Origin of the sequence: Thiomicrorhabdus heinhorstiae (assembly GCF_013391765.2) — a bacterium.
In the GTDB taxonomy this organism is placed as follows: Bacteria; Pseudomonadota; Gammaproteobacteria; order Thiomicrospirales; family Thiomicrospiraceae; genus Thiomicrorhabdus; species Thiomicrorhabdus heinhorstiae.
Genome location: NZ_JACBGI020000030.1, coordinates 15,794 through 28,445, shown reverse-complemented (window position 1 = coordinate 28,445; position 12,652 = coordinate 15,794). Strand labels below are relative to the sequence as shown.

Genomic DNA, 12,652 nt, shown 5'->3' with positions numbered 1-12,652 from the left:
CCAGAATCTCTCCGACTCGCAACAGCGGACGCTTTTTGATTTCACCATCACCGATCACCCCTTCCGAGGTCGAAAGCGACTCGCCGATATAGGATTGATAGTGACCGTCAACCTCGACCGCTTCCAGTTCCAGAGGTTTCGGCTCTTTTATTTCGTGCGCAAAAGTGGAATCTGCAACCGACCAAAAGAGAAAAACCGATGATTGGTAAAACCTTTTCATTAAGACAATCCGTATATTTGATACAGAGTTAAAAATGAGGACTTCTCTCGAGCCCCTTCAAAGCTCGGCAAAATTTACGATAACAGCAGGAAACCGCCCACGCCGATTGAAGTCAGACCCATAATCGAATAACCGCCGCGCAGCATGGCTTTGGATTGCATGAGCCGTTGATTGAGCAGCATTAGAGCAAAACCGAAGATCACAAAAATAATCGCCACGCCAAGGGTAAAACTCAAAATCATTAGCGGCGTCACCGATTGTTCGGAAAGCGCAGCCAGCGATACCAGCATACCGCGGGCGCCACCGATCCCCATAAGCACACCCAACGTTGCAGCCATTGCCCACCCTTTACGGGTGACATCGGTCGATTGCCCGGCAGCATGACTGTGTGATTTGCCGTACCAGATATGAAGATGTTCATGGCCATTATGCGAGTGTTTACCCAAATGAATACGGTCAGCAATAACCAAGTACAGTAGATAAGCCCCCATCATAATAAGAAGTGAGACACCGGCGATGTCGCCCCATGCCAGAAGCTCATCCGATAGATCAAACTGCTGCAGAAGCAGAGCGAACAGATACAGACTGACACCGTGCCCAATCGCAAAACCGAGCGCGACCTTAAAAACACGACTGCGATTACGCCCAATCGAAAAATCAGCGATTGCCGTTAGATGGTCCGGCCCGAAAGCATGCAACATACCATAGAAAAAGACGATTAACAGACCGGTTTCCAACATTACAACATCCCTTTCTCGATAATAAAGTCAACCACGGTTTGCAGGCCGTCTTGCGTTTTGAGATTGGTAAACACATAAGGCCGCTCACCACGCTGAATTTTGGTATCTCGATCCATCACTTCCAGACTCGCACCGACATAAGGCGCCAGGTCGGTTTTATTGATAATCAGCATATCCGAATGGGTAATCCCCGGCCCGCCTTTGCGCGGCAATTTATCGCCCGCCGCAACATCGATAACATACAGGGTTAAATCAGACAGTTCCGGACTGAAGGTGGCGCTCAAATTGTCACCACCCGACTCAATAATCACCATATCCAAATCGGTAAATTTTTCTTGCAATTCTTCAATGGCAGTAAGATTCATCGAAGCATCTTCACGGATGGCTGTGTGCGGGCAACCGCCGGTTTCGACACCGACAATACGCTCTTCATCCAACGCATTCTGGCGTATCAGAATCTGCTGGTCTTCTTTGGTGTAAATATCATTGGTGACCACTGCGATGTTGTAATCATCGCGCATCGCTTTACACAACATTTCCAACAAGGCCGTTTTACCCGAGCCAACCGGTCCGCCGACACCCACTCTAAGAGGTCCTTTCATTTAAGTTTCATCCTTCTTAATCTATTTCCGCTAACTCTATCTACTATTGAACGCGCTGCAAAAGATTTTTTGCTGCGTCATAGCGAGTTTTGTATGAAGTCTCATTTTTTAATATATTGTTATGAACGGAATAACCGTGAATACTGAATTTCATGTTGCGCACTTAAAATCGCGTAGGCCGGCAGACTCATGCCGAGTTGGTTCTTCGGCAATTCTTGAGCAATTTTCACCGCCTGCAAGACAGTATCATCCATCTGCATCATCAACACCTGAGCCGAAGTCTGCCCGACCGGACTAAGCTTAAGCAGCGAAGCGATTTGGTTTTCCATCCAACTCCATGCAAAAGCGGTTAAAGCGTCCTGCAAATCAATCTGCCAATATTGCGCAAAACGTGCATAAATCACGGGAAACGAACTTTTGCGAATCAGTTCGTCACCGATTGGCACTCCCATTGGCTCGGCAAGACGCTGTAAAGCACGACTGAGATGGGTATCTTCCTGCAACAACTCTTCCGTTTCACGCAGAGCACGACCGGTTGCCGCCAAACGATTTAACTCTGCATAATTTTCGTTTTTCCAAAGCGGATAGGCTTGCACAATCACAGGCAAATCGTTTTTGGCTAAACTATGCAACAGCAGCAGTTTGAGCCAGGATGCCATCTGTTCAATGCCGCTGAGCTTGCCTTGAGAAATCGCTGCTTCCAAACCTTGTGAATAGGCGTAGGCACCAATCGGTAGACTTGGACTATTCAATTGAAGAAGGCGCAAAAGTCGCTGCATCTTAGCCAACTCGATACGAATTAATGATGATGACCATGTGAATGACTATGCGCAGGCGCTAAACGGTTATCGTGATGATGGTGACCACCGCCGTAGGCTCCGGTTTCCGGTTGGAAAGGCGCTTGCTCGGCAGTTACCGTGCCGCCCAAACCGCGCACCATATCATCCAGCACATGATCATGCACATAACGCAACCAATTTGGTTCAACCTGCAAAGGCACATGACGGTTCCCCAAGTGATAGGCGATGCGTAAAAGCAGGTGAGTACTGTCGGCGGTAATCGTCGAAACCGACTGCATCGCCGCCTTCACAATCACAAACTCACCCTCTTCATTTGCCAGCACATCACCTTCTTTCAAAACCGTGCCACGTGGCAGAAACAGGCCTGCATCATCGCCATTATCCAAAAGGGCCCGCAAACGACTTCTTTCACGCTGCGCGAAGTCCAAGGTGATGGTACCAAGGTCAGTAGCGCAGCCCTCGTCAGGATTAACCTTAAAAAACTCTTTCATCGAATCTTTCCTTAAAACAGAAAATAACGTTGTGCCAACGGTAGAGAATCGAACGGATCGCAAACGATCAATTCGCCATCAACACGCACCTCGTAAGTCTCCGGATCGACAGTAATATCCGGCATCAGGTCGTTAAGCACCATGTCTTTCTTACCGATCTTACGGGTATTCTTAACCACCTTAACCAGTTTATTCAGACCAAGTTTTTCAGGCAAACCCAATTCCAGCGCCGCCTGAGACATGAAGGTGATCGAAGTATTGCACAAGGCTCCGCCATAAGCGGCAAACATCGGACGATAATGCACCGGCATCGGAGTCGGAATCGAGGCGTTAGCATCCCCCATGGGCGCGGCGGCAATCATTCCGCCTTTGATAATCATCGATGGCTTGGCAGCGAAAAACGCCGGCTTCCACAATACCAGATCCGCGAACTTGCCAACCTCTACCGAACCGACATACTCGGAAATTCCGTGGGTAATCGCCGGGTTAATCGTATATTTGGCAACATAACGTTTGGCTCGGAAGTTATCAGCATCCAGCCCTTCGTCTTCGGGCAAAGCACCGCGCTGCACTTTCATTTTGTGCGCCGTCTGCCAAGTACGGGTAATCACTTCACCGACCCGGCCCATTGCCTGAGAATCGGAAGAGATCATCGAAAAGGCCCCCAAATCATGCAAAATATCTTCAGCGGCAATCGTCTCGCGACGAATGCGCGATTCGGCAAAAGCGACGTCTTCAACAATATTCGGATCCAGATGGTGACAGACCATTAGCATATCAAGGTGTTCATCAATGGTATTGACGGTAAACGGACGGGTCGGGTTGGTTGAAGACGGTAAGACGTTAGCCTGCTTACAGGCAACGATAATATCCGGTGCATGGCCGCCACCGGCCCCTTCCGTATGATAGGTGTGAATCGTTCGACCCTTAAGGGCATCCATGGTCTCTTCGACAAAACCGGATTCATTCAGTGTATCGGTATGAATCGCCACCTGAACATCGTAATCGTCCGCAACCGCCAGACAATTATCAATCGCTCCAGGCGTACTACCCCAATCTTCGTGGAGTTTCAAGCCGATGGCACCGGCTTCGATTTGCTCGATAAGCGGGTCGGGCAAAGAAACATTCCCTTTACCCAAAAGACCGATATTCATCGGAAAAGCTTCGGCCGATTTAAGCATCTGATGCAGATACCAAGGCCCCGGAGTACAGGTGGTTGCATTGGTGCCGGCAGCCGGACCGGTTCCACCACCAATCATCGTTGTCACACCCGACATCAGAGCTTCTTCAATCTGCTGAGGACAGATAAAATGGATATGAGCGTCGATTCCGCCGGCAGTCAAAATCATGCCTTCTCCGGCAATCACCTCGGTACCACCGCCGATTTGAATATCGACTCCCGGCTGGATATCGGAGTTCCCTGATTTCCCAATTGCAGCAATCGTGCCGTTTTTAATTCCGACATCCGCTTTGACAATCCCCCAGGTATCAAGGATCAGGGCATTGGTAATGACGGTATCCATCACTTTATCGGAACAGGCTTGCCCCTGCCCCATACCGTCGCGAATGACTTTACCACCGCCGAACTTCACTTCTTCACCGTACAGAGTGTAATCTTTTTCGACCTTGATCCATAACTCGGTATCCCCCAAGCGAACCTTGTCGCCGACAGTCGGCCCGTACATTTCGCTATAGGCTTTGCGATCTATTTTATAACTCATTCCGCCTCCTCAAGTGCACCCATCACCTTCTGCTGGAAACCGTAAACTCTACGTTTTCCTCCCAGAGCGACCAACTCGACTTTTCGCACCTGTCCCGGTTCGAAACGTACCGCTGTACCTGCAGGAATATTCAAGCGAAAACCTTTTGCCGTTTCACGGTCAAACTGCAAAGCGGGGTTAACCTCATAAAAATGGTAGTGAGAACCGACCTGAACCGGACGATCGCCCGAATTGGCAATCTCCAAAGTTATCACTTCTCTTCCGACATTGAGTTCAATCTCACCACCGCCGACAATTACTTCTCCTGGAATCATCTTCATCTCCTACACAATAGGTTGGTGCACCGTAACAAGCTTGGTTCCATCCGGGAAAGTTGCTTCCACCTGAACCTCGTGAATCATTTCCGGAACGCCTTCCATCACCTGATCTCGGTTAAGAATGGTGGTCCCGAAGTCCATTAATTCCGCTACAGTTTTGCCGTCACGAGCTCCTTCCAGAATAGCGCAACTAATCAAGGCTACCGCTTCAGGGTAATTCAGTTTCAAGCCACGCGCCAGACGGCGTTCGGCAACTAAACCGGCAGTAAACAGCAGTAATTTATCCTTCTCTCTTGGTAACAGTTCCACTTATTCTCCCCCTATTCCCAACTAGCGATATTATTCAAATTCTCAGGTTCTCCAAATTCTCGGATAAACCGGTTCCACGCCGATCACCGATAAGCGCGCCGTCTGCCAAGCCTCAATCAGACGCGCCTTAATCTCTTCAAGGTCGCAATCCAAAGTTCGAAGAACCAATACATTCTCCAGCAAGGTGATACCGCATAAACCAGCCCAACTTTTGTTCAACAAACGCTCTTTAAGCTGCTGCAACACTTTTACATCCGGATGATAGAAAAGCATCGTTGCCATTAGCGTCGCGCCACCTAAAGCAAAAGCACTATCCAGCAGCTCATCCTCTCCCGACAAGCAAAAACGATCAATAAAAATCGGACTCCCCGACAAATTGATCGTTAAACTCTGGGTCAAAAACCCTTGCCGAAAATTTTCCTGCATCGCTGGACGACCCAAACCAACGATATCCCAAGCGATCAAACGGCAGTCCGCACTCTGCAAATTAAAAACCAACGTATTTTCCGCATTGACCCGGTCAAAAAACAGGGTTTCCTGCGGCAGCCATTCCAAATCGCAATTTTCAGAAACCTCGACACTCTGAGTCTGTGTCGTCGTTTTACCGAGACTCCGATAAAACTTGGTCGCCGCCGGAGTACTGATCAAACCTTTACTGCCAGGCTGCATCGTCACCTTAATCATAAGCTGATCACCCGATACCAGGCCACCCGGAGGATGAATAACCAATATAGTCGGTCGATCCGGCTCTTGATAATAAGGCCTCTGCAAAACAAGAGGACCAAAGTGTTGCTTATCTTTTACAACGGTCTTATTCCATTGATGAACCAATGTAAAAGATAAAAAACCTTTCCAACCCGATTTAAGAGACGTGTTAATCATTCAATTCCTGCAATAAAAAAAGGAGCCTAAGCTCCTTTTTTATTCAAACTAAACAGACATAAAGTCTAGATTAGAATGTAAATGCGTAAGATACGTTAAGCATAGGTTTCTCATTAGTGTCATAAAGACCATCACCCTGTGCTTTACTCACAGTAAATGTCAAATTATCAGTAGCTGCGAAGCTGATAGAGAAATCAGTATAGTCTTCATCTCCAGCAGGAAGACCGGTGGCAGCAAACCCATCATAATAACCAGCATGGAATCCAAAAGCTCCAATACCGTAAGACAATGAATAGTAACGAAGATCAGTGTCTTCTGTATCAATCATAGCAGTAGCAGAAAAATCAGCATAAGAAAGGGTTACTTCGTACTCAGTAATAACTGAACTTTCGCTACGTTCAAAAGAAGCCTTGGTTCCATCTGAAGGGTACCAGTATGACCAGTAAGCCAGATTCAAACCAAAATCACCACTAGTCATACCGTATCCAAGATACAAGTCAAATTCTGTACCGGCATCTTCAGAAGATCCCCATACACCACCGTAAAGACCAGAATCATGAGAATAATCAATACCACCAGTAACAACCGCTTGACCATTACTAATGTCTTGACCACGCCACAAATACATATTGCTTACTGCAGCATTATAAGAAACCTCTGCTTGTGCTGCTGAAGGGGCAACAGCTATTGTCGCAGAACCTGCAACCGCCAATGACAATAGAAGTGGTTTCAGTTGAAATGATTTTTTCATCGTTTTACTCTCCAAAAGGATTAATCAAATTTCCCCTTGGTAAAAGCTTTTAAAGTGCCAAAAATTAAAATTTAATTAATTTTCATCCACTTATGACAAGTCACAGCAAAATCATTACAACTTCATGACAAATACAAACTCCAACAATCTTCCATCCTGATGCAATAATGCACCAGTTTAGACACTTTCCGACAAATATTTTTGCTGCATTTGTTGTAAAAATACAACAAGTTCTTTTTCAAGCTCGCGAAACGCTTCAATTACGGCTTTACCCCGATCAGTCACAACCGTCCCTCCCCCGTCTTTACCACCTTGCAATTTGATGACCAGAGGCTCCCCGTACATGGAGTTCATTTCTTCTACCAGTTTCCATGCCTTTTTATAAGACATTCCCATCCCTTTCGCGGCCTGACTGATCGAGCCGCAAACAACAATCCGCTCAAGTAATTGAATGCGTCCGATACCGACATAACCGTCATTCTCCCCAGCCAGCCAAAAACGAGCATGAATTTTTTCCGCATAGGCCTCGCCCGGAACCTGATTGTGTTTATCCACTTTTTTATCCATTGCCTTTCCCAACCTAATAAACTTCAACTAATTCGCGATCAATAGCCAGTTTCAATACCCTTTTGGTTAAACGCTTAGTTGAATTGACAAGCTCACCATTAACAGACAATATATTGTACGTTCTTCTTAAGCCTTATGAGCGATAGCCAAAGCAATTCCTTCAAGGTCAATTAAACTAACGCTCATATACTGCTGATAAGACCGGCAGCAAAAACTTAACCATAAAGTTATTGCGGGCTGTTATTTTATGCGAGCTTTACGCAGTGCTTTCAGCCGCTCTTCCATGCCAATGCAGATAAGAGCTACATTTGAAAAACTGTATTATTTAATAAATATGATAATTTAGAGGGAGTTTACTATGAACGTCGGAACACTTGACCGTATTATTCGAATCGTACTGGGTGTGGTGCTGATCGCACTCGCTTACACGGGCGTCGTTGGAAACTGGGGCTATATCGGAATTATTCCTTTGGTAACCGGTTTGATTAAATGGTGTCCACTTTACACTTTACTGGGCGTCCAAACCTGCCCTTTGCACTCAACCGTTAAACACGACTAAACCTTTAAGCGTGTGAATGCAACCAAAAGGCCGCCCAATATTGCGGCCTTTTTAGTCTTTGCTAATAAAAAGATTTTTAACCGCCATATCAGAAAATTTTAATTATTTTTTATTTGCAGGCTTTATCACTTATCCACAACTTATCCTTGAACAAACGCACGGATTTATCGGGCCGGCCTTTCGTTTTCCACACCCTAAACAAGCAAATTCCCCCGCAAAACGAGCATATTTTTCAACTTGCGCTCTTTGCAAAAATCTACTATATTTTGCGTTAAAAAAAATATCAGCAAACTACATATAGTGTAAACATTCCTGGCCACGCACTACAACTTAAGGCTTCGAATTAAAATATCGCATCTACACTTGCTGCCAACAAAATGAATTTATTTGTTTTTTAGCTCAAATCCGTTTCTTGAGTTAAAACACTCGAACCTTCCATGGGCGTTTTTAATTTTAAGATGCCTTAAATTTGTTTTTAACGAACCTTCATGTCATTTAATCGGGTTCATTACACGGGTTGAAAAAAGGCCGATGACCAATCAAAACATTCTCGTCACCAAACGCAACGGTTCCAAAGAACCGATCGATTTAGAAAAAATCCACCGCGTCATTACCTGGGCTGCGGAAGGATTGGAAAATGTTTCCGTCTCGGAAGTTGAATTAAGATCACATATTCAATTTTATGATGGCATCACCACATCGGACATTCATGAAACCATCATTAAATCGGCCGCCGACTTAATTTCGGAGCGCTCTCCCGACTACCAGCACCTGGCAGCTCGTCTGGCGATTTTCCACCTGCGTAAAAAAGCATTCGACCGTTTTACCCCTCCGGCGCTATTCGAGCACGTTAATAAAATGGTTCGCAGCGGCATGTACGATTCACAAATCATCGAAGACTACAGCAAACAAGAAATCGATGAACTGGATGCCTATATTCAGCACGACCGTGACATGAATTTCAGCTATGCGGCCGTAAAACAGCTGGAAGGGAAATATCTGGTTCAAAACCGTGTAACCGGTAAAATCTTCGAGAGCCCGCAGTTCATCTACATGCTGATCCCGATGTGCCTGTTCTCGCACTATCCGCAAGAGACACGTCTGCAATACATCAAGGATTTCTACGACGCGGCATCTCTATTCAAGTTGTCACTGCCAACCCCGATTATGTCAGGTGTTCGTACGCCAACCCGCCAATTCAGCTCCTGTGTTTTGATTGAATGCGGCGACTCTCTGGATTCGATCAACGCCACGTCATCTTCAATCGTGAAATACGTCTCGCAACGCGCCGGGATCGGTGTTAACGTCGGGCGTATCCGTGCCCTGGGAAGTGAAATCCGCGGTGGAGAAGCATTCCATACAGGTATGATCCCGTTTATCAAACACTTCCAGACTGCGGTTAAATCCTGCTCTCAAGGCGGCGTACGCGGCGGTGCTGCGACGCTTTTCTACCCGATCTGGCACTTGGAAGTCGAATCGCTGATCGTATTGAAAAACAACCGTGGTGTGGAAGAAAACCGTGCGCGCCATCTGGACTATGGCGTCCAGATCAACAAACTGATGTACCAACGCATGATCGAAGGCGGCAACATCACTCTGTTCAGCCCGTCCGACGTACCTGGGCTGTATGAAGCTTTCTTTGCCGATCAGGATGAATTCGAGCGCTTGTACAAAATCTACGAAGCGGACGAGTCTATTCGCAAGAAAACCGTCAAGGCGATTGAACTCTTCACTCAGATCGCTCAAGAGCGTGCACAAACAGGGCGTATCTACGTACAGAACGTCGATCATTGCAACACCCACAGCCCTTTCGATCCGAAAAAAGCGCCGGTTCACCAATCCAACCTGTGTTTGGAAATCGCCCTGCCGACCAAACCGCTTAACTCGGTAGACGACCCTGATGGGGAAATTGCCTTGTGTACCCTGTCAGCCTTTAACCTGGGCGCACTGGATGACTTGCATGAACTGGAAACTCTATCCGATTTGATCGTGCGTGCATTGGATAGCCTTCTGGATTATCAGGACTACCCGGTCGAAGCAGCACGCCACGCCAGTAAAGGTCGTCGTACCTTAGGGGTCGGTGTTACCAACCTGGCTTACTATCTGGCGAAAAACCACACCAAATACTCCGATGGTTCCGCCAACAACCTGATGCACAAAACCTTTGAAGCGATTCAATACTATTTATTGAAAGCTTCCAATCTGCTTGCACAGGAAAAAGGCGCTTGCGATTACTTCCAGGACACCACCTATGCACAGGGTTTACTGCCGATCGATACCTATAAAAAAGAGATCGACGGCATCTGCGACGAGCCTCTACATCAGGATTGGGAAACATTGCGCGAAGCGATTCAAACTCACGGTCTGCGTAACTCGACCTTGACCGCCCTGATGCCTTGCGAAACTTCGTCACAGATCACCAACTCGACCAACGGTATCGAGCCGCCACGTGGTTATGTTTCCGTCAAGGCGTCCAAGGACGGCATTCTGAAACAGGTTGTTCCCGGCTTTAAGGAACACCGTGACGATTATGAACTGCTTTGGCAAATCCCGGATAACAAAGGTTATATTCAGTTAGTCGGTATTATGCAGAAATTCGTCGACCAGGCGATTTCCGCCAATACCAACTACGACCCGGCAAAATTTGAAGATGATCGTGTACCGATCAAGTTGGTTCTGCAGGATTTGTTGTATGCATACAAAATGGGATTGAAAACGTTGTATTATCACAACACCCGAGATGGTGCAGACGACGGTCAGGATGATGACGGATGCGCAGGCGGAGCCTGTAAGCTATAAAAAAGCCCCGAAATGGGGCTTTTTTTATTCCAAATAACTTAATTAAACAACTTATGCGTGATTTCTCCGTCCTGTCTGCGGCAGGGCGGGACAGATCGAAAGCCGTATCAGTCGTTTGCTTGATCGTTCGCCATATGGATACCGATCACGACCGCCGCCGCAACCGCCGCCCCGACTAAAACCGCCCCAGAAGTTCCCAAAGCACTGGTACCGGATTCCGCAGCAGTGCCACTGGCCTTGCCGGTTTGATATCCCGAATCCTTCTCCATTGCAGCCTCGGTTGCATCCCCTTGCTGATATTCCGCTAAAGCCGTAGAACTAACCGCTAAAGCACCACATAAACATAACATCCTAATAAAAGCCTGCTTCATATCACATCCCTCAAATTATCGAAATTCAACAAAACAATAGATATTCTCAAACTAGAACACTTCCGGAAAGGAAGGCCAGGAAAAATCGGTGTCGCCGACAGCAATAAAAAACGGATTCAACAACGATTCGGTCTGCACATATTCCAACGAATGGCCAGCAGCATTCAACACCGCGCCACCGGCCGCTTCCAACACACATTGCGATGCAGCGGTATCCCACAAAGAGGTCGGGCCGAAACGAGGATAGACATCGGCTTTACCCTCGGCAACCAGACAAGTTTTTAACGCCGATCCCATCTTGATTTTATGCACCTTGTCAAACTCAGCGAAATAGCGCTGACTCAAAGCTCCATGCCGGCGACTGACCGCTACTTTAACCGGCATTTGCGTATCTACCGGACAGGTTTTAATCGACCGAACATTGGCGAACAATGACTCTTCGCTGAGCTCGTTCTCGGCCACAAATTCGGCCGCTTCCGTCAGCTTATAGGCACCCACTCCCTTAACGCCCAGATACAGATCCTGCGTAGTCGGCGCATAAACCAAGCCTAAACATGGGTGGTGCTGATCGATCAAAGCGATATTAACGCTGAACTCGCCGCTTTTTTCGATAAACTCCTTGGTGCCATCCAAAGGATCGATCAACCAGTACCTTGACCAATCACGGCGCTGCTCGAAGGGCACATCGCAAACACTCTCTTCACTGATGATCGGAATATTCGGCGTTAGTGCCCGTAGGCTTTGCCAGATCAATTCATCGGCCCGCTTATCCGCCTCCGTTACCGGAGTACCGTCGCTCTTGGTCTCCACATCGCAATCACGGCACAGATGACTCTGATAGATACGCATGATTTCATCGCCGGCGGCGCAAGTGATTTTTGTCAATTCGGGAAGAAGTTGTCGTAGAACGCTGGGCGTTAAATCCATATAAGGTCCTAATCGAAAATGATTTTAAGATTGAATCTGCAACTCTTTCAGCAATAACAGCAAGGCAGCGTAGGCCCGTCCTTCGGTGAACTCCTCATGTGCCAATAACTGAGGCCAATCCTGTAAACGCCACGGAATGACTTCCAGGGGTTCCGGTTCATCACCTTCCGCGTCCTGAGGCTGCAATCCGGTAGCAAGAATAATGTGCGTCAAATGCGTCATATAACCGGCCGCCAGACTAACCGAATCGAGCAAGCGGACATCAGACGGCAGGTAACCGACCTCTTCCTGACATTCGCGAATCGAAGCCTGTTGCCAAGTCTCACCCGGATCGACCTTTCCCTTGGGAAACCCAAGCTCGTAACGCCCGACTCCGGCACCATACTCACGAATCAACAGAATTTCGCCTTCGTCGGTCACCGGCACAATCAAAACCGCCCCTTCCGGACTGCCGAGCAGACGCTCATAGGTTACCTGCACCCCGTTGGAAAATTCCAACTGCTGGGATTGCACGGTAAAAATCCGCGACTGCGCCGTAATGTTTTCCGATAGAATAAGGGGCGTTTTTTTAGACATAATCCTGTTCATCCAAGGTG

16 protein-coding genes are annotated in these 12,652 nt (G+C 47.4%); 2 read left to right on the top strand and 14 right to left on the bottom strand.

What is annotated here, in order from left to right:
* From H8792_RS11135 to H8792_RS11085, 11 genes are all read right to left on the bottom strand, one after another.
* The coding region (locus H8792_RS11135) for a hypothetical protein (RefSeq protein WP_185979039.1) at nucleotides 1-220 on the bottom strand (220 nt) is incomplete at its 3' end.
* A 74-nt stretch (nucleotides 221-294) separates the two neighbouring features.
* The gene (locus tag H8792_RS11130) at nucleotides 295-960 is read right to left on the bottom strand and encodes a hypothetical protein (protein WP_228767094.1); all 666 of its coding nucleotides are present in this window, start codon (nucleotides 958-960) and stop codon (nucleotides 295-297) included.
* Nucleotides 960-1,562: an urease accessory protein UreG gene (gene ureG / locus H8792_RS11125; protein ID WP_185979038.1), complete on the bottom strand. Its 603-nt coding sequence runs from the start codon at nucleotides 1,560-1,562 to the stop codon at nucleotides 960-962. Before ureG ends, H8792_RS11130 begins: the two co-directional genes overlap by 1 nt.
* Nucleotides 1,563-1,681: 119 nt before the next feature.
* The gene (locus H8792_RS11120; protein ID WP_185979037.1) at nucleotides 1,682-2,341 is read right to left on the bottom strand and encodes an urease accessory protein UreF; all 660 of its coding nucleotides are present in this window, start codon (nucleotides 2,339-2,341) and stop codon (nucleotides 1,682-1,684) included.
* 20 nt (nucleotides 2,342-2,361) lie between these two features.
* Nucleotides 2,362-2,853 (bottom strand): urease accessory protein UreE, encoded by a 492-nt coding sequence (gene ureE / locus H8792_RS11115; protein WP_185979036.1) that lies wholly within the window; start codon nucleotides 2,851-2,853, stop codon nucleotides 2,362-2,364.
* 11 nt (nucleotides 2,854-2,864) lie between these two features.
* The gene (ureC, locus tag H8792_RS11110; protein ID WP_185979035.1) at nucleotides 2,865-4,574 is read right to left on the bottom strand and encodes an urease subunit alpha; all 1,710 of its coding nucleotides are present in this window, start codon (nucleotides 4,572-4,574) and stop codon (nucleotides 2,865-2,867) included.
* A complete protein-coding gene (locus tag H8792_RS11105; RefSeq protein ID WP_185979034.1) occupies nucleotides 4,571-4,888 on the bottom strand; it encodes an urease subunit beta in 318 nt (105 codons plus the stop codon). Before H8792_RS11105 ends, ureC begins: the two co-directional genes overlap by 4 nt.
* Before the next feature lie 9 nt (nucleotides 4,889-4,897).
* Nucleotides 4,898-5,200 (bottom strand): urease subunit gamma, encoded by a 303-nt coding sequence (gene ureA, locus H8792_RS11100; RefSeq protein WP_185979033.1) that lies wholly within the window; start codon nucleotides 5,198-5,200, stop codon nucleotides 4,898-4,900.
* 42 nt (nucleotides 5,201-5,242) lie between these two features.
* Nucleotides 5,243-6,082 (bottom strand): urease accessory protein UreD, encoded by an 840-nt coding sequence (locus H8792_RS11095; protein ID WP_185979032.1) that lies wholly within the window; start codon nucleotides 6,080-6,082, stop codon nucleotides 5,243-5,245.
* Between the two features lie 70 nt (nucleotides 6,083-6,152).
* Nucleotides 6,153-6,833 carry a TorF family putative porin gene (locus H8792_RS11090; protein WP_185979031.1) on the bottom strand — a complete coding sequence of 227 codons (681 nt, stop codon included), beginning with the start codon at nucleotides 6,831-6,833 and terminating at the stop codon, nucleotides 6,153-6,155.
* Between the two features lie 177 nt (nucleotides 6,834-7,010).
* Nucleotides 7,011-7,400 (bottom strand): winged helix-turn-helix domain-containing protein, encoded by a 390-nt coding sequence (locus H8792_RS11085; RefSeq protein WP_185979030.1) that lies wholly within the window; start codon nucleotides 7,398-7,400, stop codon nucleotides 7,011-7,013.
* Between the two features lie 358 nt (nucleotides 7,401-7,758).
* Here H8792_RS11085 and H8792_RS11080 point away from each other — a divergent pair, with 358 nt between their 5' ends.
* Nucleotides 7,759-7,959 carry a YgaP family membrane protein gene (locus tag H8792_RS11080; RefSeq protein WP_185979029.1) on the top strand — a complete coding sequence of 67 codons (201 nt, stop codon included), beginning with the start codon at nucleotides 7,759-7,761 and terminating at the stop codon, nucleotides 7,957-7,959.
* Nucleotides 7,960-8,490: 531 nt separating this feature from the next.
* Complete coding sequence (gene nrdA / locus H8792_RS11075) at nucleotides 8,491-10,758, top strand: class 1a ribonucleoside-diphosphate reductase subunit alpha (protein ID WP_185979028.1); 2,268 nt, start codon at nucleotides 8,491-8,493, stop codon at nucleotides 10,756-10,758.
* Nucleotides 10,759-10,865: 107 nt separating this feature from the next.
* Here nrdA and H8792_RS11070 read toward each other — a convergent pair whose 3' ends face one another.
* From H8792_RS11070 to nudE, 3 genes are all read right to left on the bottom strand, one after another.
* Nucleotides 10,866-11,108, bottom strand: coding sequence for a hypothetical protein (locus H8792_RS11070; RefSeq protein WP_185979027.1), 243 nt, complete (start codon nucleotides 11,106-11,108; stop codon nucleotides 10,866-10,868).
* Between the two features lie 72 nt (nucleotides 11,109-11,180).
* Entirely contained in the window at nucleotides 11,181-12,056 is an 876-nt protein-coding gene (gene cysQ, locus H8792_RS11065; protein ID WP_185979026.1) for a 3'(2'),5'-bisphosphate nucleotidase CysQ, read from the bottom strand.
* Nucleotides 12,057-12,080: 24 nt separating this feature from the next.
* Nucleotides 12,081-12,632 (bottom strand): ADP compounds hydrolase NudE, encoded by a 552-nt coding sequence (nudE, locus tag H8792_RS11060; protein WP_185979025.1) that lies wholly within the window; start codon nucleotides 12,630-12,632, stop codon nucleotides 12,081-12,083.
* Nucleotides 12,633-12,652: the final 20 nt, after the last annotated feature.